Source organism: Actinomycetota bacterium, from assembly GCA_016700055.1.
In the GTDB taxonomy this organism is placed as follows: domain Bacteria; phylum Actinomycetota; class Acidimicrobiia; order Acidimicrobiales; family Ilumatobacteraceae; genus Kalu-18.
In genome coordinates, this window is record CP064997.1 from 1746707 (window position 1) to 1772433 (window position 25727).

Below are 25727 nucleotides of genomic sequence, written 5' to 3' on the forward strand. Positions count from 1 at the left end.
GCCTGCTCACCTGCGGGCTTCGAGATGGGCGAGGTCTCGGTCGGCGTAGCCGAGGTGCCAGTACTCCTCCTCCAGCACGGTCGAGATGCAGTCGCGCACCAGGTGGGGACCGTTCTCGAGCACGTCGACGGTTCTCGTGAGATCGCCTTCGGTCAGGGACGAGAGGTAGTCACCGAGACGTGTCGTCTGATCGGCGCGTGCGGCGAGGACCTCGGCCAGCGACGGCGACGCGTCGTCGTCGAGGCCCGGCCAGGGGAAGTCCGCGGACCCGCTGTTGGGCAGGCCGAGCGGATGGAATCCCGCTTGGCCGAGGATCGGTACCGCGAACCACTTGTCCGTCCCGAACAGCAGGTGCCGCAGTGTCTGGACGAAGGACCACTCGCCGTCGACCGATGCGTGCAGGTCCTCGTCGGGGAGCCGTCGTGCCCGGTCGACCATGGCCGCCCGCGCCTCACGCAACGCGGCCCAACCGGCACGCATGCCATCGGGGTCTGGAGCGCTGAACACCGTCTCGGCGAGGTCACCCTCGGACTCTTCGGGCATCCCCCTCCATTCCGGCGTTCTGGAGCCCAGAGTGGGAATTGAACCCACGACCTACGCATTACGAGTGCGTTGCTCTGCCGACTGAGCTATCTGGGCGGCGAGTCGAAGATGGTAGCGGGCCGCCCTGCGCTCGGGGCAAGCACGAACGGGGTGCAGGCTCAGGCGAGCGACGGCAGGCTCAGCAGCAGGTGCTGCAGTTGGAGCACCTCGTTCGGGTTGCGGTCGAGGGCCTCGATCACCTGGTGCAGGTCGTGCACGGCATGCACGTACGCGTCGGGGCGGTGTCCGGGCTGCTCGACGAGCGCGTCGCGGTACGTGGCGGCGACGAGGGCGAGGCCGGACCTCAGCTCGTCGGTGCGGAACCGCCGGCGTTCGCGCTTGTGGCGCTCCTCCAGCTCCTTGCGGCCGCTGCCACGCTCACCGGCTGCCTTCACGCGCTCCTCCAGCCGCGCGGCCTCCTCGGCCTGGCTCTCGACGAGCGGGCCCATCGCCTCGTCGATCAAGCCGAGCACCTCGGCGGTGACGGCGTGCACCGTCGCCCCGGTGCCGTCGAGTCGGCGGGGCAGCTCGGCGAACGTACGCCGCCGGTGCACCAGGTGCGGGTCGGCGGCCAGCAGGCGGGCGCGGTCGAGGTCGCCGCCGCAGGAGCGGGCCGCGTCGGCCGCGGCCGCCGGTTCCACCCCCTCCCGCACGAGGGCGGCCTCGACCAGCGCGTCGGGGATCGCGCGGAAATCCACGCGGACACAGCGAGAGGCGATCGTGACCAGCTCGGGAGGCACGTCCTCGGCGAGCACGAGGAAGGTGGTCGACGGCGGCGGCTCCTCGACCGTCTTCAGCAGCACCGCCGCGGCCTCGGCCTGCAGCAGGTGGAACTCGTGCAGGATCAGCACCTTGCGCTCCGCCTCGACCGGGGAACGGTGCGCGAGCTTGACGATCTCGCGCGCCTGGTCGACGGAGATCGCCGCGCCCACGCGCTGCACCTCGGTCACGTCGGGGTGCTCGCCGCTGGCGGCGAGGCGCGCGTCGCGGTCGCCGGCGTCGTCGGCGTCTTCGACCCCCGTCTCGGGGTGCAGCAGCGACGCCGCGAAGGCTCTCGCCGCCTGGCTCTTCGTGCAGCCCGGTGGCCCGACGAACAGGTAGGCGTGTACCGGGCGGGTGAGCGCGCCGCGCAGCACGGCGACGGCATGTGCCTGACCGACGACGGCGTTCCACGCGGCGCTCATCGGGAAAGGCGCTCCCGCACCGCGAGGCGGAGCTCGGCGAACACCTCGTCGACGGTGCCGCCGGCCTCGACGACGATCCAGTGCTGCGGGTCGGCGGCGGCCAGAGCGTCGAAACCGCTCGCCACCCGCTGGAAGAACGCCGCGTCCTCGCGCTCGAAGCGGTCGAGGCTGCGCCCGGCGAGGCGCCGTTCGACGTCGTCGGGAGCGAGCCGGAGCAGCACCACGAGGTCCGGCCAGCGCCCGGCGAGCGCCCAGTCGTTCACCTCGCGCACCACGTCGACGGGCAGCTCACGCCCGTAGCCCTGGTAGGCGACGCTCGACCAGACGCTGCGGTCGCTGACCACGTCGCGCCCGGCGGCCAGGGCCGGCGCGACCACCTCGGCCCGGTGCTGGGCGCGGTCGCCCGCGATCAGCAGCGCCTCGGCGATCGGGTCGAGGTGCACGTTGCCGGGGTCGTGCAGCACCGAGCGGATGCGGTCGCCGATCGCCGTGCCGCCGGTCTCCCTGGTGAGCACCGCGCCGAGGTCGGCGGCGAGCAGTGCGGCCTGCGTGCTCTTGCCGCAGCCCTCGACCCCTTCCAGCGCGATGTACCGACCCGGCATCAGCTCTCGGGAGAGCGCTTCGCCGCGGAACGCTTGGCCGGCGAGCGCTTCGCCGCCGCCTTCCTCGCCGGTGACTTCTTCGCCGGCGACTTCTTCGCCGCGGCGCGGGCCGAGCCCGCCCGCTTCGCCGGCGCACCGCCTTTCGCGACGATCTGCTCGCGGCGGATGGCGAGCAACTCGAACGCCCGCTCCGGCGTCATCGCGTCGAGCCGGTCGCCCTTGCCGAGCGACGCGTTCGTCTCGCCGTCGGTGACGTAGATGCCGAACTTGCCGTCCTTCGCGACGACCGGGCGCTCGCTTGCCGGGTCGGTGCCGAACTCACGCAGCGGCCCCTTCGCCGCCATGTTCTTGCCGTCGCGGCGGTACACCTTGGGCTGAGCGAGGATGGCGACCGCCTCGTCGAGGGTGATCGTCAGCAGCCGCTCCTCGTTGTCGATCGAGCGGAAGTCCTTGCCCTTCACCACGTAAGGGCCGTAGCGGCCGTTGTTGGCGAGCACCTCTTCACCGTCGGCGGGATCGGCGCCGAGCGTCCGCGGCAGGCTGAGCAGTGCCTCGGCCTCGTCCATCGTCATGCGCTCGAGCACCATCGTCTTGAACAGGCTCGACATCTTCGGCTTGTCGAACCCGGGCGGCGGGGAATCGGCAGTGCCCCACTGGACGTAGGGCCCGTAGCGCCCGCTCTTCGCGAACACCGGCAGCCCGTCGAGCATGCCGATCGGCTCGTCGCTGCTCGGCTGGGCGAGCAGCGCCACGGCCTTGTCGACGGTGAGCTCGTCGGGGGCCATGTCGTCGGGCACGCTCGCCGTGTCGTCGCCGCGCTTCACGTAAGGCCCGAACTTGCCCGGCTTGACGACGATCTCGGCACCGGTCTCGGGGTCGAGCCCCAGCGGGAACGTGTTCACCTGAGCGGCGTCGATCTCGCCCAGGTTCTGCTCCACCAGGCGCTTCAGACCGGGCAGGTCGACGTCACCGAAGTAGAACTCGTGGAGCCAGCGCTCCTTGGCCTGCTCCTTGCGGGCGATGGCGTCGAGGTCTTCTTCGACCCGGGCGGTGAACTCGTAGTCGACGAGCTCGCCGAAGTGCTGCTCCATCAAGCCCACCACCGCGAACGCCGTCCACGTCGGCACCAGCGCCTGGCCCTTCTTCCACACGTAGCCGCGGTCCTGCACCGTCTGGATGATCGAGGCCCACGTCGAGGGTCGCCCGATGCCGAGCTCCTCCAGGCGCTTCACGATCGACGCCTCGGTGTAGCGCGCAGGTGGGCTGGTCGAGTGGCCGCTCGGCTCGATCGACTCGACGGGCACCGGATCGGCGACGGCGAGCGGCGGCAGCAGCGCCTCCCGCTCGGCTGCCTCCGCGGCGGTCCCGTCGACGGCGTCGTCGTCGCTCGACTCGACGTACGCCTGGCGGTAGCCGGCGAAGGTGATCGTCGTGCCGCTGGCCGCGAACTCGCAGTCGACCCCGGCTTCTGGCTGGCCGCAGGTCGCGCCGAGGCGCACGCTGACCGTCGTCCCCGTGGCGTCGACCATCTGCGAGGCGAGTGTGCGCTGCCAGACCAGCCGGTAGAGGGCGAGCTCCTGGCGGTTCAGCTCGGCAGCAACCGCGTCGGGGCTGCGCAGCGGCGTGGTCGGCCGGATGGCCTCGTGGGCCTCCTGCGCGTTCTTCACCTTGCTCGCATAGCGCCTTGGCGACCCGGGCAGGAACGACGCTCCGTACGCCCGCTGCACCTCGGCTCTGACCGCGGTGAGCGCTTCGTCGGACAGCTCCACCGAGTCGGTGCGCATGTACGTGATGTAGCCACGCTCGTACAGGCCCTGCGCGACGCGCATCACCTGGGCCGCGGACAGGCGCAGCCTGCGGCTGCCCTCCTGTTGGAGCGTGCTCGTCATGAACGGTGCCTTCGGCGACGAGCGGTAGGGCTTGTCCTCCACCGAGCGCACCGTGAACTCGGCGCCGGCGAGGCCGTCGGCCAGCCCTCGGGCGCGGCGCTCGTCGACCACGGTGACGCTCGAGCCGGCCCGGCCGTCGCTCGTGAAGTCCTTGCCGGTGGCGACGCGGGTGCCGTCGAGGGTGACGAGGTTGGCCGTGAACGGGGGAGCCGTGGCGGTGTGCAGCTCGAGGCCCCAGTAGCCGGCCACGACGAAGGCGATCCGCTCGCGCTCGCGCTCCACCACCAGGCGCACGGTCGGGCTCTGCACCCGCCCGGCGGACAAGCCACGGTTGACACGACGCCACAGCACCGGCGAGACCTCGTACCCGTATAGGCGGTCGAGGATGCGGCGGGTCTCGGCCGCGTCGACGAGGCCGTCGTCGAGGCCGCGCGGGTTGGCCACCGCGTGGTCGATCGCGGCCTTGTTGATCTCGTGGAACACCATCCGCTTGACCGGAACCTTCGGCTTCAGCGCTTCGAGCAGATGCCAGCTGATCGCCTCGCCCTCGCGGTCCTCGTCGGTCGCGAGGAACAGCTCGGTGGCGTCCTTCAGCAGCACCTTCAGCTCCTTGATCACCTGCTTGCCGCGGTCGGTGAGCTCGTAAGTGGGCTTGAAGTGGTTGTCGACGTCGACGGCGAGCCCCTTCGACGGCAGGTCGGCGACGTGACCCACCGACGCCCGCACGTCGTAGGCCCCTCCGAGGAACGCGCCGATGGTCTTCGCCTTCGCTGGCGACTCGACGATGACTAGGGGCTTGCCGGGCATACCCCTCCTTCGCTACGACACTCGCCGGGCTGTTGTCAAGGCACGCCCGGCCGCACGGTCCGGTGGCGGGTGCCTCGCCGACGTTGACGGTGCGTCGTCGCGTCCCTACCGTCGGAGCCGAAATGGAGCCAGGTCTGGTCGCGCTCGGATGGGACGAACACACCGACGCGGCCTGGCGCGCGGCGGGGTCTCCGGGTGCACCCGGGCGGATCGCCCGGCTGGACCGCGGCTGGAGCACGGTGTGGTTCGCCGCGCCCGACTCGGGCGAGCCGCGCGGCGCCGAGCCGGTCAGGTTGCGCAACATCGGCGCCGATGTCGCGGTGGGCGACTGGGTGGTGCCGTCCGGCGACGGCGAGCGCGTCGAGAGCGTGCTGCCCCGCCGCAGCGCGTTCGTCCGCCGGGCGTCCTTCGAAGGCCAGCGGGCCGAGGCGCACACCATCGCGGCCAACATCGACGTCGTGCTGCTCGTCCACGCGCTGGTGTCGCCCCCCAACGAGCGACGCCTGGAGCGCGAGCTCGTCCTCGCCTTCGACAGCGGGGCACGCCCGGCGGTCGTGCTGACCAAGCTCGACCTCGTCGACGACGCTGCTCTCGTCGCGCAGAGCGTCGCCGCGATCACGTCGGTGGCCGCGGGAGTGCCCGTGCACGTCGTCAGCGGCATGCGCGGCGACGGCCTCGAAGAGCTGCGTGCCTACGCGGCGGGCAACCGCACCATCGCGCTGCTGGGGGCGAGCGGGGTCGGCAAGAGCACCATCGTCAACAAGCTCGTCGGCGGCGAGGTGCAACTGGTCAGCGACGTGCGCGCCGGCGACCAGCGCGGCCGGCACACGACGACGGCGGTCCAGCTCGTGCGCTTGCCGGCGGCGGAGAGCGTGCAGCGAGGGTGGCTGATCGACACCCCCGGTCTGCGGGCGGTGAGCCTGTGGTCGAGCGGCCATGGCATCGAGCAGGCGTTCGCCGACGTGTTCGACCTCACCGACGACTGCCGCTTTCGCGACTGCAAGCACGACCAGGAGCCGGGTTGCGCGGTGCGTGGGGCGATCGAGCGGGGCGAGCTCGACGCGACACGCCTCGTCGCGATGGAGCGCCTGGTCGCCGAGGAGGCCGCGCTCGAGGACGAGCAGCGGGCCCGCCTGAAGGTGGAAGACCGCCGCGGCTTCCGCCGGCCGCGTCCGCGGCCGTGAACCCGAGCTCGCTCAGTCGGCCTGCAGCACGAGCCCGGTCAGGTACTCGGCCTCGGGAAAGTGGAGGGGCACCGGGTGGTCACCGGGCTGGCCGAGCCGCTCCACGATGCGCAGCTCGCGCCTGGCGTCGAGGGCGGCGCCGGCGACCACCTTCTGGAACAACTCGGCGGACACCGCGCCCGAGCACGAGAACGTCATCAGGATCCCGCCGGGGCTGAGCAGCTTGGCGGCGAGCAGGTTGAGGTCTTTGTAGGCGCGGGTGGCCTTGGAGACCTGAGCCGGCGACGGCGCGAGCTTGGGCGGGTCGAGCACGATCAGGTCGAAGCTCGACCCGCGGTCGCGCAGGCGCCGCAGCTCGGAGAACGCATCGGCCTCCACCAGCTCGCCCACCTCGACCCCGTTCAGCTCGGCGTTGCGGTGGGCCATCGCGAGGGCCGGCCCCGACGAGTCGACCGTGGTCACGCGTGTCGCGCCGCTGCCAGCCGCGACCACCGTGAACGCCCCGGTGTAGCCGAACACGTTCAGCACCGAGCGCCCGGCTGCCAAGCTGCCAAGGCACGACCTTGCTCGGCGCTGGTCGAGGTAGAAGCCGGTCTTGTGGCCGGTGGCGACGTTCACCGCGAAGCGCCAAGGGCCTTCGGAGATCATGATCTCGGCCGGCGGCGCGTCGCCGCGGCGGGGACCGTCACGGTCGAGCAGGCCCTCGCGGTGGCGTGACTCGGTGTCGCTGCGCTCGTGCACCCGCGCGACCCCGGGCAGGTCGGCGAGGGCGTCGAGGACGACGTCGCTCCACAGGTCGGCCGCGGCGGTGGTGAGCTGCACCACCACGGTGTCGGCGTAGCGGTCGGCGACGACACCTGGCACGCCGTCGGCCTCGCTGTACACGAGACGCACCGCGTCGGTGCCGGAGACGACGTGCCGGCGGCGCGCGACGGCACGTTCGATGCGCCCCCTGACGAAGTCCGCGTCGACGCGCTGGCCGGGATCGGTGGTCCACATCCGCGCCCGCAGCTTGGACGCGGCGTTGTACGCCGCTCGGCCGAGTGAGGTGCCGTCCGCCGCACGCACCACGACCGTCTCACCTGGTGCCGGCTCGCCGCCGACTGCGGCGATCGATCCGCTGAAGATCCACGGGTGTGCTCGGGAGACGCTGCGCTCGCGCCCGGTTCGCAGGGTGATCGAAGCCTCCACGGCGCCACCGTACGCCGCCGGACGCTTCGCAAAGTTTCCGCGAAGTTCTGCTCAAGTCCGCCGCGAATCCGGCCGATACCACCTTCGACGCAGCGGACGGTCTGGTGCCGGTCGAGGCGGAAGTCAAGTGGGACGAACAGGCGGAAGGAACACACACACATGGAAACCCACATCGAGATTGACGAGACCGGCATCGCGACCGAGGTCGAAACCAAGCGGGACAAGGGATTCACCCTGGTCGAGCTGCTGATCGTGATCGTGATCCTCGGCATCTTGTCGGCGGTCACCGTCTTCGCGGTCCGTGGTATCACCGACCGTGGCGACCAGAGCGCCTGCGAAGCAGAACATCAGACGGTCACGGCCGCTGCCCAGGCGTACTACGCGCAGAACGGCAGCTACCCGGGCAGCGTCGCCGCCATGGTGACGGCGGGCTTCCTCGCCAAGGACGCCGGCTATGTGACGGGCATCGACGCCAACGGCGTGGCGACTGGTAGTTGCCCCTGACGTAACGGCAGTTATCTCTGAACGACAGTGACAACGAAGAGGGGCCGGCCCATCGGGTCGGCCCCTCTTCGCGTTTTCGGATCGATCGAGGCACCAGACGGGGAAGTGCGACAACACCGAGCCGAGGCTCAGCGGACGAGCTCGGTGCGCAGGCCGTTCGAATCCCAGGTGGGGTCCATCGGCAGGCGGTTGATCGCCCGCCCGGCGCCGCGCCGCGCCGTCCACAGCAGCGCCGCGGCCTGCACGATGTGGATCTGGCCGGCGCCTTCTGGCGGTGAGGCGTTCAGCAGGTCCTCGATGCCGGGCACCTTGGCGCGGATCAACTCGATCCGCTCGACGATCCCCTCGCCGTGGAACGGCGAGCTCTTCAACGGCCGGTCGCCGTTCAGCATGTAGAAGCTCAGGTCCGGGTGAGCCGACACCCACATCCGTTGGTGGAACGGCTGGAACAGGTCCTCCACCTCGCGGTAGCGGGGGAAGCGCCGCAGGTCGTCGTTCGTCAGCCACGGCTCCAGCTCCCGTGCCGCGGCGTGGCTCGGCGCGTTCAGCGCGGCCCGGGACGGCACGGGGCGAATCCCGACGCTGCGCGGCCAGCCGAGAAGCTGGCGGGCCTCCTCGTCGCACGGACGGAACCGCGAGCAGGGCTGGTCGGCAAGGCCGATCGGGGCGTAGATCGCACCCGCGTCGAACTTCGGGCGGTGGTCGAGCACCTCGAGCAGGTTCGGCAGCACCATCGCCTCTTCGACGACCATCGTCACCCCGGCCAGGCGCCCCGATACCACCACCCAGCCTCCCGGACACGGGACGACACCACCGAGGTACTGGTACTGGCGGGGGGTCATTGCCACGGCAGGCTCCTTCGAAGGGCGGCGGTGCTAGCCCGCCGGCGTACCGGCGCCGGTCGTCGCCATCTGCCCGGCGTCGACGGTGGCCTGGGCCTGGCTCACGGCGCGCATCGTCGTCGCGTGCGCCAGGATCTCCTTCGGGTACGCGCTCACGCTGTAGGCCGCCTCGAGGTCGATCAGGCCCGCAGCCACCAGCCGCGCGAGATCCATCTCGATCGTCTGCATCCCGTCCTGCTGGCTCGTCGTGATCACGTTGCGCAGGTGGCGGCTCTTGCCTTCGCGAACGAGGTTGCGCACCGGGTCGGTGCCCATCAGCACCTCGTACGCCGCCACTCGCCCGCCGCCGTCGACCGGGATCAGCCGTTGGCTGATCACACCCTGCAGCGAGCTGGCGAGCTGGATCTGGATCTGGTCGCGCCGCTCCGAGGGGAACACGTCGATGATGCGGTCGAGCGCTTGGGACGCGTCGTTGGTGTGCAAGGTGGCGAACACCAGGTGACCGGTCTCGGCCAGCGTCAAAGCGATGGAGATCGACTCGAGGTCGCGCATCTCGCCGAGGAGGATGACGTCGGGGTCCTCACGAAGGGCGCTGCGCAGGCCGGCCTCGAAGGTGTGCACGTCGGTGCCGACCTCACGCTGGTTGACCATCGCCATCTTGTGGTTGTGCAAGAACTCCACCGGGTCTTCGATGGTGAGGATGTGGCACGGGTTGTTCGCGTTGATCTCGTCGATCATCGCGGCGAGGGTGGTGCTCTTGCCCGAGCCGGTCGGGCCGACGACGAGGACGAGACCGTAAGGCCGGTTCAGCAGGACCTCGCAGCCGGCGGGTGCGCCGAGCTCTTGCAGGGAACGGATGCGGAACGGCACGACGCGCAGAGCGAGCGCGAACGAGCCGCGCTGGCGGAACGCGTTCGCGCGGAAGCGCCCGATGCCCTCCAAGCCGAACGAGAAGTCCACCTGGTGCTGCTCGTGCAGTTCAGCCGTCTTGAACTCGTCGAGCAGGCTCATCACCATCCGCTCGATCTCGGTGCTCGTCAGGAGCCCGACGTTCTCGAAGTGCACCAGCACGCCGTCGCGCCGCGCCGTCGGTGGCCGCCCGACCGTCAGGTGAAGGTCGGATGCACCGCTCGCGACGGTGGCGCGCAGCAAGGTGACCAGGTTCCGGTCCGGTGACTTCATCGCTAGCTAACCTCCCGCTCGTGCCGGTGCTCGCCTTCGTCGCCGGGCTGTTCATCGGTTCGTTCCTGACGGTGGTCGTCGATCGGGTGCCCCGCGGTGCGTCGGTGGTGGCACCGGGTTCGACGTGCGGTGCTTGCGGCATGCGCCTCGGCCCGCTCGACCTGGTGCCCGTGCTGTCGTGGCTGGCACTGCGCGGCCGCTGCCGGCGCTGCCGGGCATCCATCGGCGTCGAGCCGCTGATCGTGGAGCTGTCCACCGCGGTCGTGTTCGCCGTCTTCGCGGCGAACTTCGAGCGCATCGTCACCATCGCCGCTCACTGCGTGCTCGGCGCGGGGCTCGTCGCGCTCACCTGGATCGACCTGCGCACCAGGCGCCTGCCCCGTGAGGTCACGTACACCACGATCGCGCTGGGCGCGCCGCTGCTCGCCGCCGCAGCACTCGTCGAGGGCGAACCGGAGCGCATCGCCACCGCCGCCGGCGGTGCGCTCCTCGCCGTCGTGCTGATGGGTGGGCTCTACCTGCTGAGCCGGGGAGGCCTCGGTGACGGCGACGTGCGGCTCAGCCCGTTGCTCGGCATGTACCTCGGCTGGACCGGCCTCGGCCACGTGCCGGTGGGGCTCTTCCTCGGGTTCCTGTTCGGCGCCGTCGCCGGGTTGGCGATGATCGTCGCCGGGCGCGCCGGACGCAAGACCGCTCTTCCGTTCGGCCCGTTCCTCGCTCTCGGTTGCATCGTCGGGATCCTGGTCGGCCAGGCCCTGATCGATTTCTTGCTCCGCCGCTGACCACCTCATCGGAGCTACTCCACCCGCCACGAGTTGACCGCCAGCGCGCCGGAGTCGGGGTTCATGTCGACCACGGTGCGCACGCGGGTGACCCCGCCCCTGCTGTCGGTGGCCGACGACACGAGCAGCAGCTTGAACGTCGTCGGGTCGGTCTCCACGCGGATGAGGAAGTTGCTCGCCGACGCCGAGGCCTGTACGTCGAGCACCGCGGAGACGACACCACCGAGCATCTGGCCGTTGGCCGAGTTGGTGATGTTGTTCAGCCTCACCTTGCCGTAGGGCGCGTAGACCTGGCCGTGGAGCACGAGGTCCTGGCCGTTGCCGGACTTCGAGTCGATCAGCCACTCGCTGCCGGTCGCCGTGTGCGTGCTCGGCAGGTAGCCACCCGTGGCGTTCTCGCTGTCGACGGCGATCACGCTCACCACGCCGTTGCCCTGCCGGCGCCGGAACAGCTCCATCTCGCCCTGGGTGTCGATGTAGATCTTGCTGCTGCCGCCGAGCACGAACGTCACCCCGAAGAAGCCGTTGGCGGCCTCGGCGTCGTAGACGTCGCGCGACGTCTGGGGAGCGTTGCTGCAGTCGGGCGAGTGGATGTACGGCGTGTCACCGTAAGCGGGTCCGCCGGACTGGCCCCCCACTATCTGGGCCTGCTTGACCTCGAAGTTGACGTTCTCGAAGTAGTAGTCGCCGGAGACGAAGTAGTTGTCCGAGGCGAGGTTGGGTGCGGTGGTGTACTTGCCGGGGAAGAACACCCGGCAGCCGGGTACGAACGTGTCGTTGAACGGCGGGTTGACCGCCGTCGGCATCGGCGGCAGCGGCGGCGACGTGGGGAACAGGTCCTTCCACGTGAGCGTCGTGCACAGCGGGCCGCGCAGGAAGGCCGGCGTGAAGCGGAGGTCGGAGTCGCTGACCACTGGGGTGGGGGTGCAGCTCCCCGCCTTGAACCACAGGTCTCCGTTCTTGATCTCGATCGGCGCGCTCAGGTCGAGGCCGGTGTGGGAGAACAGGTAGACGGGGCCGCCGAAGGTCTTCGGCGTGGCGTTGGAGCCGCGCGAGATCAGCCCCTTCCCGCCGGCACCGAGTCCGGCGCCGGTGACGACCGCTGCCCAGCCGCGGATGTCGGCCGCGCCGTTGCCCATCCGCCGGCAGGTGACGGTGACGTTCGCCCCGTTCAACACCGGCGGCACCGCAGTGGACAGGTCGCCGTCGGCGGCGCCGGTGGTGCAGAGCGTCTGGAACAGCTTCATCTTCTCGATCGCGTACCTCATCCCGCCCTCGGCCGCGGCCAGGCGGTCGGCGCGCTGGTCGACGACGACGGTGTAGCGCAGCGACACCGCGGCGTACCCGGCGACGGCCGAGGCGACGAGCGCGAGCGTGACGCTGAGCACGATCGCGCTCGGCAGCACGAACCCCTCGTCGCGCCGGCGAGATTCAGCGGAGCGCCGCCGGCGGTGAATCTGGGACCTGAGTGTCTTCATGGCGTCGCCCTCACTGCGTGATCTCGAACGCGTTGTAGGACCACAGCACGGTGAGCGTGCCCATCATCACCCGCAGCTCCTGGGGGCCGACGCCGTACCAGCGATCGGAGTTCTTCGGCAGGACTGCCGTCCAGGTGTTCGGGCCGCCGGACATGGTGATGTTCTTCAACGCCGGTGAGCCCGGTGTGTAGCGCAGCACCAGGCCGACGCACGGTCCGGTGGTGGTCACCGTCACGGTCGCGCTGTCCTTCAACTGGTCGTTCGACTTCTTCTGCACCGGATTGGGCACCACGACCAAGCTCGTCACGGCGCACGGGGGGATGGTGGTGGTGGTGGTCGGCGGCAGCGTCGTCGTCGGTGCCAATGTGGTCGTCGGCGGCAGCGTCGTTCCTTCGACGGTGGTCGTCGGGCCGCCATCGGTGGTCGTCGGGCCGCCGACGGTGGTCGTCGGGGCGATCGTCGTCGACGTCGTCGTGGTGGTGGGAGGGGTCGTGGTGCTCGTCGTCGCCGGGCCGGTGTGCGGGGGCGGGGGCAGCACCACCGGCGGCGGTGGCGGGGGCAGCGTCTCGGCGGGGTTGTACTGGTCTGCGCGCAGGCTCACGGTGTCGCCGTTGCGCTGGGTGAGCACGACGGTGACCGTCCGCGCGGCGGCGTCGTAGGAGATCTGGATCGGTGGTGACGTCGGTGTCCATCCTCCGCCCATCGCCGGCAGATCCGTGGCCAGGGTCGACGTCGTGGTCGTGCCCCCGGCGCACACGTGGCGCCGCACGTGCGTCTCGCCGTTGACGTCGACGGCCTGGTAGCTGACGCGGTACGTCGTCACCGAGCCGTCGACGTTCTCCGACCATTGCATGCCGAGCACCTGGGTGCCGCCCGATCCGCACACCGGGCTGCCGCCGACGGTGAGCCCACCGGGAGGGGTGGAGGCGACGTCGGCAGGCAACCAGGTGGCGAATCCCTGGATCGTGCGCTGCTCGGACAGCCTCGCCATCGTGCTCTTCTCGTTGCCGAGCACCGCGGAGACGCCGGCCATGATCGTGCCCGCGATCACACCCACGACAGAGATGACGAGGACGAGCTCGACGAGGGAGAAGCCGCGGTCACCCCGTGAGCCGGACGCGGCGGAGTCATGACGCTTACTCACCTTGGTCCACTCCCTTCACCATCTCGAGTTGCTTGATGATCTCGAAGGGGGGGTCGGGGCTCTTCACGGTGAGCGTCACCTTCTGCAGCTTGAGGCCGATCTCCTCGTAACAGATGGCTCCGTAGTCGTATCCGTTCCAGAACTCGATCGAGCGCTCGATGCTGATCTGCGACGTCGCCCAGTTGTTGGGCGGAGGTACGGCTCGTGCCACCCCCACGTAGAAGCTGCGCATCGCCGCCTCGCCGAACGTGCACGGCATCCGCGGGGTGGCGTTGACCGCGTCGCTCGCGTTCTGCAGCCATGCCTGAGCGGCGGCGTGCTGGCGGTGCCACTCCGAACCGCGCATCGCCATCGCCATGGTCGACAACGTCCCGGCCGCGGCGAAGCCGAGCAGCACGATGGCGACGAGCACCTCGACGAGCGAAATGCCCGCGTCGCGGCGATGGGTCTCCGTCACTGCACTTCTTTCATGTTGCCGAGCACGCCGTACATCGCGGAGACGAGAGCGACGGCGACGAAGCCGACGAGCACGCCGACGAAGACGATCATCAGCGGTTCGAACATCGTCGTGAAGCGCTTGATCCGCGACTCGAGCTCGCGGTTGAAGTACTCGCCAGCGACTGCGAGCTGGTCCTCCAAGGTGCCTGTCTCTTCGCCCACCTTGAACATCTGCCGGGCGGCGCCGGGGAACAGGTCGGTCTCGGCGAGCGGCTTGGCGAAGCCGCCGCCTTCGAGCATCGCCGCTTGGGCGATCTCGAGCCGTTCGCGGAACACGACGTTGCTCGTCGCCTCGGTGGTGGTCCGCATCCCGTCGGGCAGCGGCACACCGGCACGCACCATCGCGCCGAGGATCCGGCAGAAGCGTTCGAGGATCGCGTACTCGACGATGCCCTTGATCATCGGCAGCTTCAGGACAAGGCGGTCCTTCACCTGCCTGCCGCGCTGGAACTTGAACAGCCAGATGAGCGTGGCGAAGAACAACAGGGTGAAGATCACGGGGATGATCAGCAGGTCGCTGAACAGCGTCGCCACGGCGAGGAGCATCCGAGTGGGTAGCGGCAGGTCGGCGTTCAGCTCCTCGAACAGCGGCTTGAACTGGGGCAGCACATAGCCGGCGAGGATCACCACCGTCACCACCGCGAGGGCCATGACGATGCAGGGGTACGACAGGGCCGACACCACCTTGGAGCGCGTTTCGAGCTCACGGTCGATGTAGTCGGCGAGCTGGTCGAGCGTCTCGTCGAGACGTCCGGTCATCTCCGCGGACTGCAAGATGCCGACGTAATACGGAGGGAAGGCCTCCGGGTGAGCCGCAGCCGCCTTGGAGAGCGTCCCGCCGTTGCGCAGGCTCTCCACCATGTGGCTGATCGTGCGGCGCAGCGCCACGTCCGACACCTCGTCGCCGATCGTCTCTAGGGCGGTGGTGATCGGAATGCCGGCCTTCACGAACACGGCGAGCTGACGCGTGAAGTGCATCAGCTCCTTCTTCTTCACCTTCTCCTTGGTGAGCTCGAACTGCAGCGCGCCGCGGCGCTCTTCGATCTTCACCGGATACAAGTTGAGCCCCATCAACGCGGTGCGCGCTTCGCCGATGGTGTCGGCCTTGGTGATCCCCTCGATGGAGGCTCCACTCGGATCGATGGCGGCGTACGCGAACTTCGGCATTGGCGACTCCTACGCGGAGAACAGGGTTCGGATGACTTCGGGAATGGTCGTCACGTCGCTCTCGACGAGCGCCATCGCTTCGCGCAGCATCGTGCGCATGCCTTGGGCGACGGCCAGCCGGCGCAGCTCCTCGGTGGTCGCCCAACCGACGATCAGGCGGCGCAGCTCGGGCGTGATCCGCAGCAGCTCGTAGACGCCGATGCGGTCGCGGTAGCCGGTGCCGGCGCAGTAGGTGCACCCGGCGCCGCGGTAGAAGGTGGTCTTGTCGCTGCCGCCGGTGTGCTGGCGGAAGAAGGCGAGCTCGTCCGAGCTCGGCGTGTACGGCTCCTTGCAGGAGTCGCACACACGGCGCAGCAAGCGCTGGCCGATCACCCCGACCACGGACGAGGCGATCAGGAAGGCCTCGATGCCCATGTCCAAGAAGCGGTGCAGGGCCGCGACGGAGTCGGTGCCGTGCAGCGAGGACAGCACGAAGTGGCCGGTGAGCGCGGACTGGATGGCGATCCTCGCCGTGTCGGCGTCACGGATCTCGCCGACGAGGATCACGTCGGGGTCTTGGCGCAGGAGGGCCTTCAAGCCGGTGGCGAACGTCAGGCCGGCCTGGTCGTTCGTCTGCACCTGGTTGATGCCGGGGAAGACGTACTCGACCGGGTCTTCGACGGTGGTCACGTTCTTGCCGGTGGAGTTGATCTCGAGCAAGGTCGCGTAGAGCGTCGTCGTCTTGCCGGCGCCGGTCGGGCCGGCGCAGATGACCATCCCGAACGGGGCGTGGACCATCTTCGAATACATCTGGTAGGTGTCGCGGGGGAAGCCGAGCTCGGACAGACCGATCATCGACCGGTTCTTGTCGAGCAGTCGCATGACGATCTTCTCGCCGAACACCGTCGAGACGCTCGCGACGCGCACGTCGACGTCGCGGCCGTCGACCGACGTGGAGAACTGCCCGTCCTGGGGACGGCGCCGCTCGACGATGTTCATCCCGCTCATGATCTTCAGGCGGCTGATCAGCGAGGCGTGGACGCCGAGGGGGAGGGTGAACGACTCGACGAGATGGCCGTCGATGCGGTACCTGACGCGGAGCTTGTCGTCGAGGGGCTCGATGTGGATGTCCGATGCCCTGTCGCGCAGCGCCTGTCCGACCACCTGGTTGACGAGCTGCACGACCGGCGCCGCGTCGTCGAGCGCTGCCTCGGCCGCGGCGGTGGTCACGGTCTTCTGGTCGCCGACGCTTTCGAACGACTTGACCAGCCGCTCGATGTCGGCGTCTGCCCGCAGGTTGCGGTCGATCAGCGTGCGCACGGTCGCGGGGTCGGCGACCACCCACTTCACGGGGCGCTTGACGGCGGCTTCCACCGCTGCCCGCCGGGCAGGGGAAGGAGCCGGGCTCAGCACGACGAGGGCATCACCGTCGTCGTGGATCGGCAGCGCCATGTGGGAGCGGATCAGCTTCTCGTCGATCGCCCCCAGCACCTCGGCGTTGATCTGGAGGGTGCGGGTGTCGGCGACCGGCATCCCGAACGCGACGGCGACGGCCTGCGCCACTTCGGCGCGCCCGGCGCCGAAGCGGCCGAGCACGATGTCGACGAACTGGAGTAGGTCACCGTTGGCCGAGCGCAGCGCCGTAGCGAGCGTCTCGGCCGTCAGGCCGCCGACGTCGACGAGCGCCTGGCCGACCTTCATGCACTCGGCAGCATCTGCCTCGTTGCGCACAGCCTCGGACGCGGCGGCAGGTTCACTTGCCGCTTCGCTGTCGTCGGTCTTGGCTCGGAAGAGGGCCATGAAGGTCGGTCCTTCGTGCTCGGATGTGGGCGTGGGGAGGGGTCAGCGTTGGTCGGTCACCACGACGTGAGGCTGATCTCGCCGTCGGTGGAGTAGTAGCTGTTCGCCGCCTCGACCGAGGCCGCGTCGATCTCGGGCCGGGTGCTGTCGGGGGCGGGGAACTGGTGGTTGGTGCGGGCGTCGTGACCGGGCGGCGGCAGCAGCGGACCGCGCAGCGCACCAGGGTCCGGGCCACCGACGAGCCTCGACGGGTCGAGCTCGGCGACGGCGCGCTCGAGCTCTTCGAGTCGCTCGAGCTGCACGGCGGTGGACACGTCCATGCTGTCGGCCACCTTGGACTCGACCTCGGCCATGCGTACTTGCACGCGGTCGAAGCGCTCGTCGAGATTCTCTGTCAGGCGGTCCATCTCGATGCGCACGAGCGTGGCCTCGCCGATGGCGTTGGACAGCTTCTCCTTCAGTTGCTCGATCGCCTCTTCGTCGACCTTCTCGGCGATCGCGGTGACCTTGGCCAGCCGCTCCTCGAAATCGATCGCGGAGGCCTCGGCGTCGGCCAGACGCTGGGAGAGCGACACCATCGCCTCGTCGACGCTGCTCGACACCCGTCCGATGGTCGCCTCCAGCGCAGCGACGCGGGTACCGACCTCCTCGCCGACGCGCAGCTCCAGCGCGCTGAGGCGGTCGTCGTACGAGTTGCTCAGTCGCTCGAGCTCCTTCGCATGCACCTCGTCGGCCTGCTGGAGCTGGCGCTGCAGAGCAACGGTGTTCTCCTCGATCCGCTTCGACAGCGCCACGTTGCGCTCGTCCATGCGCGCCGCCAACGCGGTGAGCGACTCCTCGATGCGCTGGCCGATCGCCGAGGTCGCCTCGTCGAGGCGACGCTTCAACGCCACGTCCTGCTCGGCGGCCCGCGCGGCCGCAGCTTCGGTCTCCGCGACGCGGCTGGTCAGCGCAGAAGTCGCCTGGTCGAGCCGAAGCTGCAGCGCCTGCGCCGCCGACTCCACTCGGGCGTCGAGGCCGAGGGTCATGTCGTCTGCGAGACGCTCCAGCCGAGCTTCCAGCTCGGTTACGCGCCAGTCCTGGTGCGAGCCGTAATCGGCGAGACGTTGGTCGAGCGCGGTGCGCAGCGAACGCTGCTCGGCGTCGTGCTGGTCCGCCAGCCTGTCGAGCAGGTCACGCAGCTGCACGGAGAGCTGGTCCATGTCGGCCTTGCCGTCGTTGCGGGCGGTCTCGGCCGCGAGCCTGGCGGCATTCGCCTGCGCGGCCATCGCCGCGAAGTACGAGGTGAGCTGTTCCTCCATCGCCGCGAGCCGGGTGGCGACGAGCACGAGCTCGGCATGCGTAGCCGCCTGCACCGGCGGAGGCAGCGGGCTCGGCACCACGCGCTGGCGCCGTTCCGAGCCGTTCGACGAGGCGCGCAAGGCCGTGCCTCGGCCGTCGTCATCCGTCCGCATCCGTCCCACGGCTCTCATATCGGCGTCGCCGGGACGAATCTTGAAGGAATCCTGCCGACGCAGCCAGACTGCAGCGGGGGTCGTTCGGCGAACAGGAGTTGTCGTGGCACAGGGGTTGTCGTGAAGGTTCACCTCGTCGACGGCACCTACGAGCTGTTCCGCCAGCACTTCGGCGCGGTCAACAGGAACGCCGACCCGCCACCGTTCGCGGCGACCATCGGCGTGCTCGGCTCCACGCTGCAGCTCGTCGCCGACGGCGCCACTCACCTCGGCATCGCGAGCGACCACGTGATCGAGTCGTTCCGCAACCGTCTGTGGCCGGGATACAAGACGAGTGAGGGCATGGCGCCGGAGCTGCTGCACCAGATCCCGCTGATGGAAGAGGGTCTGGCAGCGCTCGGGGTCACGGTCTGGCCGATGGTCGAGTTCGAGGCCGACGACGCGCTCGGCGCGGCTGCCGAGGTGGCCGCGGCGGATGCCCGCGTGGAGCAGGTGCTGATCCTCACCCCGGACAAGGACCTCGGCCAGTGCGTGCGCGGCTCGCGGGTGGTGCAGTTCGACCGTCGCAAGGGAGAGCTGGTCGACCACGACGGGGTGATCGCCCGCCTCGGCGTGCCGCCGGCCTCGGTGCCGGACTACCTCGGGCTCGTCGGCGACTCGGCCGACGGGTTTCCCGGCCTGCCCGGGTGGGGCGCGAAGTCGGCGGCGGCGGTGCTCGCGCGGTACGGCCACGTGGAGGCGATCCCGCCCGACGCGGCCGACTGGGACGTCACCGTGCGTGGCGCGGCCAAGCTCGCCGACACCCTCCGGGGCCAGCGCGACGCGGCTCTCCTGTTCCGGCTCGTCGCCACCGTGGTCACGGACGTGTCGAGTGAGCTCGACATCGGCACGGTCGACGACTGGCGCTGGCGCGGGCCGACCCCGTCGTTCGCCGCCTTCGCCGACGACGTCGGCGCGCCGGGCCTGGCCGAGCGGGCGGCCGCGCTCGCCCGGTAGTGTGTCGCTGCCCTCGTTCGGCACCCGCCGGGTGAGGTGACGGCCGGGTCCCGTGCGACGGGCATCCGCGAACCAGGTCAGGACCGGGAGGTAGCAGCCTTCAGCGGCACCGTCCGTGCGCCGCGGGGAGCCTGGCCGTCACCTCAGCCGGCGGGGTCGCGTGTGGGCGACCAGGAGGGATGCGAGAGCGGCCGAATCGGCACGCTTGGAAAGCGTGTGTGGGGCAACCCACCGTGGGTTCGAATCCCACTCCCTCCGCCATGGCCGCCGACGGCACGACGATCGACGACACGATCGACGACACGATCGACGACACGGCCGCGATGCGCCTCGCCCTCGACGAGGCCCGCGCGGCCGGCGCCGCCGGCGACGTGCCCGTCGGTGCGGTCGTGTTGCACTCCGGGCAGGTGATCGCGGCCAGGCACAACGAGCGTGAGCTGCGCGCCGACCCGACGGCACACGCCGAGCTGCTGGCGTTGCGTGACGCGGCGGCGGCGCTCGGGCGCTGGCGGCTGGACGACTGCACGCTCGTCGTCACCCTGGAGCCGTGCGTGATGTGCGCCGGTGCCCTCGTCAACGCCCGCATCGGGCGGCTCGTCTACGGCACGCCCGACCCGAAGGCCGGCGCCACCGCGAGCCTCTACAACGTCAGCGCCGATCCCCGGCTGAACCACAACTTCGCCGTCGTGGACGGTTTGCTGGCCGGCGAGTGCGCCGCCGTGCTGGAAGCGTTCTTCGCCGAGCGCCGGTAATCTCGCGCCCGGAAGGATGCCCGAGCGGCCGAAGGGACACGCCTCGAAAGCGTGCGAGGTTCACGCCTCCGTGGGTTCAAATCCCACTCCTTCCGCTGCAGGGGTTCCCCCCCGGTTCACGAAACTCATTCCCGGCGTGCAACTCCCAGCAGGGGCTCGTGCGCCGGGACAGCCACGATGGCCACAGACCGCTTCACGATCAAGCCGCTGGACCCGACTACCTGGGACGCCTTCGCCGCGCTCGTCGAGGCGAACGGCGGGATCTTCGGCGGTTGCTGGTGCATGGGGATGCACCCCGACGACCGAACGCACCTCGACGCGGCGCAGCCGCATCGCGAGCAGAAGCACGACCGGGTCCGCGCAGGCACCGCGCACGCTGCGCTCGTCTTCGACGGCGACGCGTGTGTGGGCTGGTGCCAGTTCGGCTCACCCGCCGAGGTGGTACGGATCAAGAACCGCAAGGAGTACGAGAAGGAACTGGACGAGTTGCCCGCTTGGCGGATCGGGTGCTGCTACGTCGGCAAGGGGCACCGCCGCCAAGGCGTTGCCGCGGCGGCGCTCGCCGGCGCACTGGAGCTGATCGCCGAGCTCGGCGGCGGAAGGGTGGAGGGCTACCCGGAGCCAGCGGCTGACGTCCCGGCCGGCTTCCTCTACCACGGCGTGCTGTCGAGCTTCGAACAAGCAGGCTTTCGCAAGGACCGCAAGATCGGCAAGCACCGCTGGGTGGTCTCCACCCAGGTCACGCCCAAGCTGAAGTAGCTACAACGAGCTACAACAGCTAGGGTGGCGACGTGAACGCGAGCCTGCGGGAGTTGAACAGCGCCAGCAGCGCGCTCGCGCGCCGTGCTCAGGCCGGCGAGACGATCGTGATCACGGATCGTGGCGTTCCCATCGCCGACCTCGTCCCCCACCGATTCGATCGTCGTCCGGCGAACAAATCTGACGTGCTCGACACCTTCCGACGCCTCGGCGGCGATGACCACGAGCGGTTCCGGGAGCAGCTCGACGAGCTCGTCGATCCATGGCTGCACGCGACCGTGTGACCTATGGGAACCACGTCAGGGCTGCTCGACACGTGTGTCGTGATCGAGCTCGGTGGCGACCGGCTCGATCCGGACGACTTGCCGGAGCACCAGTGGATCTCGTCGGTCACCCTGGGTGAGCTGAGCGTCGGGCCGTTGGCCGCCTCGAACCCCGACGAGCGCGCGAAGCGTCAGCTTCGCCTCCAGATGGTCGAGGCCACCTTCGCCCAGTCGATCCTGCCGTACGACGCCGACTCGGCAAGAACGTTCGCACGGGTGGTGGCCGACGTGCTCGCCGCCGGACGGAAGTCGCGGACTCGAACGAGTGACCTGCAGATCGCAGCCATCGCGATCACGCACGACCTGGCCCTGCACACCGTCAGCGTCGAAGACTTCCGCGGGATCAAGGACCTTCGCGTCGTCCCGGTGCGGCTCTAGGCGTTCACCGGCACTGGGTCTCGTGTTCCGGGGCCTCGAGGTCGATCAGGTAGTCGTCGACGACGTCGTTCACGCAGTCGTTGACGTTGTAGCCCGTGTGCTGGTCGGCGGTGACGATCACCAGGCGCCCGTCCTCCAGCGCCTCTGCCATCCGGCGCGTGCTGTCGAGCGGCGTGGCCGGATCGCCTGTCGTGCCGATCACCACGATCGGGCCGGCACCCACGCCGGTGATCTCGATGCGCGGGTCGGCGGGCGCCTGCCAGAACGTGCACGTGTAGTCGCCGGTGGTGCCGGGGGAAAAGCGCGGCGCCGCCTCCTGCAGGCGCGGCACCTCGGCATCGGCCTCTTCCACCGTCGGTCGTTCGTCCGAATCGACGCACAGGATCGACATGAAGGCCTCGATCTCGTTGCCGTAGTCGCCGCTGAACGTGCGCTGGTAATAGGCGTCGAAGAGGCCGAGCAACGTCGCCCCGTCGCCCGCCTGGGCCTCGGCGAGCCCACCCGCCAACTGCGTCCACAACGACTCGTCGTACATGGCCTGGGCGACGGCCACGTTGGCCATGCCCCGGGTCAGGTCGGGTCGGCCCGCCTCGGTGGGTATCGGGTGCTCGTCGAGCTCGGACATCAGGTCGTCGTAGGCGCCTTCTGCGTCGCCATCGTTGTAGAACTCGCAGCTGCGGTCGGCCGAGCATTCGGCGAGGAACGTGGCGAGCGTCCCCTCGAAGCCGGCGAGCTGCTGCGCGAGACCCTCGGTGGAGTCTGCATTGGGGTCGGCCGCGCCGTCGAGCACGGCCGCCCTCACCGTGTCCGGGAACATCGTCGCCCATGTGCCGCCGAGCTCGCTGCCGTACGAGAAGCCGAAGTAGCTGATCTCGTCCTCGCCCAGGGCCTGGCGGATCATGTCCATGTCGCGCGCGGAGTTGTTCGTCCCGACGTGTGCGAGCAGCTCGCCGTTGCGCTCCTCGCAGGCCTCGGCGAAGCGCTTCGACTGCTCGACCAGCTCGTCGTGCTCGGCGTCGGTGTCCGGGGTGATGTCGCCGACGGCGAAGTAGTCGTCGTAGTCGTCGATGCAGTCGATCGCCGGCTCGCTCTCCCCGGTGCCGCGCGGGTCCCAGCCGACGACGTCGAAGTGGTCGAGGATCGCCTGGCTGTAGATGTTCGCGGCGTACTCGGCCAGGATCGTGCCGCCGAACCCCGGCCCGCCCGGGTTCACGAGGAGCGACCCGATGCGCTCTGCGGAGTTCCCCGCGAGGTGGCGCACCAGGGGCAGCTCGATCGTGCCCGCGTCCGGTTCGGCGTAGTCGAGCGGCACGGCCAGCGTTGCGCACTCGAGGTCTTCGCCGCACTCCTCCCAATCCAGATCCACGTCGTCGCGCGGTGCGACGGTGCTCTGCGGATCGTGGCTCTCCGCGCCGACGGTGCGGACCGCGTCGTCGCCGCCGCAGGCAGCGAGCGCCAGTGAACCCGCGACGACGATCGCGGGGAGGATGCGGGGATGCATGGCCGGGCATGGTACGACCGATGGCCAAGGGTCGGCGGTCGGGCTGGCGCCGTAGCCTTTGACAGCGTGCGGATGGGACCCCACCACATGATGCCCCGCGACGCGGAGGCCGTGAAGGGCAAACGGCTCGACCGCGGGATCGTCGGGCGCGTCTGGCAGTTCGCCCGGCCTTACCGGTGGAGCATCGCCGGGTTCCTGGCGGCGATCCTCGCGGCCTCCCTCCTAGGGCTGGTGCCGCCGTTCGTCTTCCGCGCGATCCTCGACGACGCCATTCCGAACAGTGACCGCGCCCTGGTGTGGTCGCTGGCGGCCGTCGCGGTCGTCGCCGCCCTTGCCGACGCCGGGCTCGCCATCGTCCAACGCTGGTTCTCGTCGCGCATCGGCGAAGGCCTGATCTACGACCTGCGCGTCGCGCTGTACGACAAGGTGCAGCGGATGCCGGTGGCGTTCTTCACGCGCACCCAGACCGGTTCGCTGATCAGCCGCCTGAACAACGACGTCGTCGGAGCCCAGAGCGCGGTCACGAGCACGCTCGGCAGCGTGGTCAGCAACATCGTCGTGCTGGCCACGACCCTGGCGGCGATGATCGCCCTCGAATGGCGGCTGACGCTGCTCGCCCTCGCCGTGCTGCCGCTCTTCGTCGTCCCGGCTCGGCGTGTCGGCAGACGGATGCAGCAGCTGTCGCGCGAGCAGATGGGTCTGAACGCCGAGATGCACACGCAGATGACCGAGCGTTTCAACGTGAGCGGTGCGCTGCTCGTGAAGCTGTTCGGCCGCCACGACGACGAGGTGGGCGCGTTCTCCAGCAGGGCCGGCCGGGTGCGCGACATCGGTGTGCGCTCGGCGATGTACGGCCGGGTGTTCTTCGTCGCGCTCGGGCTGGTCGGCGCCATCGGCGCGGCGGTCATCTACGGCATCGGCGCCCAGCTCGTGGTGTCGGGCGAGATCACGCCCGGCACGCTCGTCGCGCTGGCCGCGCTCGTCGCCCGCGTCTACCAGCCGCTCAACGGCCTGACGAACGCTCGGGTCGACCTGATGACCTCCTTCGTCAGCTTCGAGAGGGTGTTCGAGGTGCTCGACGCGCCGGTGGCGATCGTCGATCGGCCAGGAGCGGTCGACCTGGTCGACGCGAGGGGCGACGTCGTGTTCGACCACGTCACGTTCCGCTACCCGGCCGCGGCGTCGGTCTCCGTCCGCTCGCTCGAGGCCCCAGGTGCGCCGGCGGGCGATCCCGACGTCGACGTGCTGCACGACGTCTCGCTGCGCATCGCGCCGGGCGAGACGGTCGCGGTGGTCGGGCCCTCGGGCACTGGCAAGAGCACGCTCGCCTCCCTCATCCCCCGCCTGTACGACGTCGCCGGGGGAGCGGTGCGGATCGACGGTCGCGACGTGCGCGACCTCACGTCGTCGTCGCTGCGCCGGGCGATCGGCGTCGTCAGTCAGGACCCGCACCTGTTTCACGAGTCGATCGAGTCGAACCTGCGCTACGCGAAGCCCTCTGCCACTGATGCCGAGCTGCAGGCCGCATGCCGGGCGGCGCGCATCCACGAGACCATCGCCGAGCTCCCCGACGGATACGCGACGCTGGTCGGAGAGCGCGGTTACCGGCTGTCCGGCGGCGAGAAGCAACGTCTCGCGATCGCGCGGCTGCTGTTGAAGGACCCGGCGGTGATGGTGCTCGACGAGGCGACCAGCCACCTCGACAACGAGAACGAAGCCCTCGTGCAGGACGCGCTCGATGTCGCCATGCAGGGACGCAGCGCGCTCGTCATCGCCCACCGGCTCTCGACGATCAGAGACGCCGACCGCATCGTCGTGCTCGACGAGGGCCGGGTGGTGGAGCAGGGCACGCACGACGAGCTGATCGCGCTCGACGGTGCCTATGCGCGCCAGGTGCGGGCCGGCACGTTCGAAGCACCCGTCGAAGCGATGTAGCTCTCGGGTCGGACAGGCAGGTCAGAATTCGAACTGCGCGGGACGCAGCGGTGAACCTTCGCGGGCGAACAGCATGTCGATCTGTACCAGGGTTGTGCGGGGGCGACTGAAGCCGGAGACCTCGGTCGGCAGCCAGCCGTGCTCGGCCATCCACCCGACGACTTCTGGCAACAGCGGCGCGCCGTCGTTGTAGCGCAACATGGCCAGCTCGAGCTGAACCAGCGATGCACGTTCCAGCACCTCGCTCGCGCCGGCGAGAACCTGCAGCTCGGCACCCTGCACGTCGATCTTCAAGAAGATGTCCCGCACCTCACCCAACGTCTCCCGGAAGACCTCGTCGAGAGTGCGCGTCGTCATCTTCCGCTCGGTCCGTGGCGCATCGCTGGTCTCGGCGAAGAACGACGAACCGGTACCCATCTCGTAGAAGGTCACCGTTTGACCGCTGTCGGCGCCGAGCACCGCGTGGCTCAGATGAAGGTCGTCATGCTCCTTGCTGAACGCGGCCAGCTCGGAAAGGAGCGCCTCCTGGGCTTCCACCATCAGCGCAGGGCAGGCGCCGAAGACGGCTCTCGCCATCCGCGTCCAGTCGCCCTTGTACGCCCCGACGTCGATGATCGCCCCCGGCGCGTATCCCGTCGAACCGAGCCGGCGATAGGTGACCTCTTCGAAGCTGCGCGACACGAGGTCGGCTGTGTGCTGGCGGAGATCTGGGCCCATGCGGTAGAAGGCCGAGGAAACCACCCGTCGCCCCAATGACCCCCGCATGTGAGCAGGCTACTCACGATGGCGGTGCGTGCTCGGCGGCGACCCGACC

Annotated in this window: 24 protein-coding genes, 3 tRNA genes and 1 other RNA gene; 12 read left to right on the forward strand and 16 right to left on the reverse strand. The window is 69.8% G+C overall.

Annotated elements, in window-relative coordinates; translation table 11 throughout:
- Window positions 1-6: 6 nt before the first annotated feature.
- The 5 genes from IPM43_08505 to topA form a co-directional block, all read right to left on the reverse strand.
- Complete coding sequence (locus tag IPM43_08505) at window positions 7-543, reverse strand: DinB family protein (GenBank protein QQS23512.1); 537 nt, start codon at window positions 541-543, stop codon at window positions 7-9.
- Window positions 544-563: 20 nt separating this feature from the next.
- Window positions 564-639: transfer RNA gene (locus IPM43_08510), tRNA-Thr, on the reverse strand.
- A gap of 62 nt (window positions 640-701) precedes the next feature.
- On the reverse strand, window positions 702-1766 hold the full coding sequence (locus tag IPM43_08515; protein ID QQS23513.1) for a hypothetical protein: 1065 nt from the start codon (window positions 1764-1766) through the stop codon (window positions 702-704).
- Window positions 1763-2368 carry a dTMP kinase gene (gene tmk, locus IPM43_08520; protein ID QQS23514.1) on the reverse strand — a complete coding sequence of 202 codons (606 nt, stop codon included), beginning with the start codon at window positions 2366-2368 and terminating at the stop codon, window positions 1763-1765. The genes IPM43_08515 and tmk overlap by 4 nt, the downstream gene beginning before the upstream one ends.
- Entirely contained in the window at window positions 2368-5064 is a 2697-nt protein-coding gene (gene topA, locus IPM43_08525; protein QQS23515.1) for a type I DNA topoisomerase, read from the reverse strand. Before topA ends, tmk begins: the two co-directional genes overlap by 1 nt.
- 122 nt (window positions 5065-5186) lie before the next feature.
- Here topA and rsgA point away from each other — a divergent pair, with 122 nt between their 5' ends.
- A complete protein-coding gene (gene rsgA / locus IPM43_08530; GenBank protein ID QQS23516.1) occupies window positions 5187-6248 on the forward strand; it encodes a ribosome small subunit-dependent GTPase A in 1062 nt (353 codons plus the stop codon).
- A 12-nt stretch (window positions 6249-6260) separates the two neighbouring features.
- On the opposite strand, the gene IPM43_08535 is transcribed toward rsgA, so the two are convergent.
- Entirely contained in the window at window positions 6261-7439 is a 1179-nt protein-coding gene (locus IPM43_08535) for a class I SAM-dependent rRNA methyltransferase (GenBank protein QQS23517.1), read from the reverse strand.
- Between the two features lie 159 nt (window positions 7440-7598).
- On the opposite strand from IPM43_08535, the gene IPM43_08540 reads away from it, so the two are divergent.
- Window positions 7599-7943 carry a prepilin-type N-terminal cleavage/methylation domain-containing protein gene (locus tag IPM43_08540; protein ID QQS23518.1) on the forward strand — a complete coding sequence of 115 codons (345 nt, stop codon included), beginning with the start codon at window positions 7599-7601 and terminating at the stop codon, window positions 7941-7943.
- A 128-nt stretch (window positions 7944-8071) separates the two neighbouring features.
- Here IPM43_08540 and IPM43_08545 read toward each other — a convergent pair whose 3' ends face one another.
- Together IPM43_08545 and IPM43_08550 are read right to left on the reverse strand one after the other, a co-directional pair.
- The gene (locus IPM43_08545; GenBank protein QQS23519.1) at window positions 8072-8791 is read right to left on the reverse strand and encodes a DUF429 domain-containing protein; all 720 of its coding nucleotides are present in this window, start codon (window positions 8789-8791) and stop codon (window positions 8072-8074) included.
- Between the two features lie 27 nt (window positions 8792-8818).
- Entirely contained in the window at window positions 8819-9967 is a 1149-nt protein-coding gene (locus IPM43_08550) for a type IV pilus twitching motility protein PilT (GenBank protein QQS23520.1), read from the reverse strand.
- A gap of 20 nt (window positions 9968-9987) precedes the next feature.
- Here IPM43_08550 and IPM43_08555 point away from each other — a divergent pair, with 20 nt between their 5' ends.
- Complete coding sequence (locus IPM43_08555) at window positions 9988-10749, forward strand: prepilin peptidase (protein ID QQS23521.1); 762 nt, start codon at window positions 9988-9990, stop codon at window positions 10747-10749.
- 14 nt (window positions 10750-10763) lie between these two features.
- Here IPM43_08555 and IPM43_08560 read toward each other — a convergent pair whose 3' ends face one another.
- From IPM43_08560 to IPM43_08585, 6 genes are read right to left on the reverse strand one after another with little or no spacing between them, the layout of a single operon-like run.
- Window positions 10764-12227 carry a hypothetical protein gene (locus tag IPM43_08560; GenBank protein QQS23522.1) on the reverse strand — a complete coding sequence of 488 codons (1464 nt, stop codon included), beginning with the start codon at window positions 12225-12227 and terminating at the stop codon, window positions 10764-10766.
- Between the two features lie 10 nt (window positions 12228-12237).
- Window positions 12238-13371, reverse strand: coding sequence for a prepilin-type N-terminal cleavage/methylation domain-containing protein (locus IPM43_08565; protein ID QQS23523.1), 1134 nt, complete (start codon window positions 13369-13371; stop codon window positions 12238-12240).
- The gene (locus tag IPM43_08570) at window positions 13364-13828 is read right to left on the reverse strand and encodes a type II secretion system protein (protein QQS23524.1); all 465 of its coding nucleotides are present in this window, start codon (window positions 13826-13828) and stop codon (window positions 13364-13366) included. The genes IPM43_08565 and IPM43_08570 overlap by 8 nt, the downstream gene beginning before the upstream one ends.
- Window positions 13825-15036 carry a type II secretion system F family protein gene (locus IPM43_08575; protein QQS23525.1) on the reverse strand — a complete coding sequence of 404 codons (1212 nt, stop codon included), beginning with the start codon at window positions 15034-15036 and terminating at the stop codon, window positions 13825-13827. The genes IPM43_08570 and IPM43_08575 overlap by 4 nt, the downstream gene beginning before the upstream one ends.
- 9 nt (window positions 15037-15045) lie before the next feature.
- Entirely contained in the window at window positions 15046-16815 is a 1770-nt protein-coding gene (locus tag IPM43_08580; GenBank protein QQS23526.1) for a type II/IV secretion system protein, read from the reverse strand.
- 56 nt (window positions 16816-16871) lie between these two features.
- The gene (locus tag IPM43_08585) at window positions 16872-18269 is read right to left on the reverse strand and encodes a hypothetical protein (protein ID QQS23527.1); all 1398 of its coding nucleotides are present in this window, start codon (window positions 18267-18269) and stop codon (window positions 16872-16874) included.
- A 120-nt stretch (window positions 18270-18389) separates the two neighbouring features.
- On the opposite strand from IPM43_08585, the gene IPM43_08590 reads away from it, so the two are divergent.
- From IPM43_08590 to IPM43_08625, 8 genes are all read left to right on the forward strand, one after another.
- The gene (locus IPM43_08590) at window positions 18390-19265 is read left to right on the forward strand and encodes a flap endonuclease (GenBank protein ID QQS23528.1); all 876 of its coding nucleotides are present in this window, start codon (window positions 18390-18392) and stop codon (window positions 19263-19265) included.
- 41 nt (window positions 19266-19306) lie between these two features.
- Window positions 19307-19405: signal recognition particle sRNA small type (ffs, locus tag IPM43_08595), an RNA gene on the forward strand.
- A gap of 33 nt (window positions 19406-19438) precedes the next feature.
- Window positions 19439-19526: transfer RNA gene (locus IPM43_08600), tRNA-Ser, on the forward strand.
- A complete protein-coding gene (locus tag IPM43_08605) occupies window positions 19526-20017 on the forward strand; it encodes a nucleoside deaminase (protein QQS23529.1) in 492 nt (163 codons plus the stop codon). Before IPM43_08600 ends, IPM43_08605 begins: the two co-directional genes overlap by 1 nt.
- A 10-nt stretch (window positions 20018-20027) precedes the next feature.
- Window positions 20028-20112, forward strand: a tRNA-Ser gene (locus tag IPM43_08610).
- Window positions 20113-20194: 82 nt separating this feature from the next.
- Entirely contained in the window at window positions 20195-20776 is a 582-nt protein-coding gene (locus IPM43_08615; GenBank protein QQS23530.1) for a GNAT family N-acetyltransferase, read from the forward strand.
- A 32-nt stretch (window positions 20777-20808) separates the two neighbouring features.
- A complete protein-coding gene (locus IPM43_08620; protein ID QQS23531.1) occupies window positions 20809-21060 on the forward strand; it encodes a hypothetical protein in 252 nt (83 codons plus the stop codon).
- A gap of 3 nt (window positions 21061-21063) precedes the next feature.
- Complete coding sequence (locus tag IPM43_08625) at window positions 21064-21477, forward strand: type II toxin-antitoxin system VapC family toxin (protein QQS23532.1); 414 nt, start codon at window positions 21064-21066, stop codon at window positions 21475-21477.
- Between the two features lie 4 nt (window positions 21478-21481).
- Here IPM43_08625 and IPM43_08630 read toward each other — a convergent pair whose 3' ends face one another.
- Window positions 21482-22978, reverse strand: coding sequence for an alpha/beta fold hydrolase (locus IPM43_08630; protein ID QQS23533.1), 1497 nt, complete (start codon window positions 22976-22978; stop codon window positions 21482-21484).
- An 87-nt stretch (window positions 22979-23065) separates the two neighbouring features.
- Here IPM43_08630 and IPM43_08635 point away from each other — a divergent pair, with 87 nt between their 5' ends.
- A complete protein-coding gene (locus IPM43_08635) occupies window positions 23066-24913 on the forward strand; it encodes an ABC transporter ATP-binding protein (GenBank protein QQS26392.1) in 1848 nt (615 codons plus the stop codon).
- A gap of 21 nt (window positions 24914-24934) precedes the next feature.
- On the opposite strand, the gene IPM43_08640 is transcribed toward IPM43_08635, so the two are convergent.
- On the reverse strand, window positions 24935-25654 hold the full coding sequence (locus IPM43_08640) for an FkbM family methyltransferase (protein QQS23534.1): 720 nt from the start codon (window positions 25652-25654) through the stop codon (window positions 24935-24937).
- Between the last annotated feature and the right edge of the window lie 73 nt (window positions 25655-25727).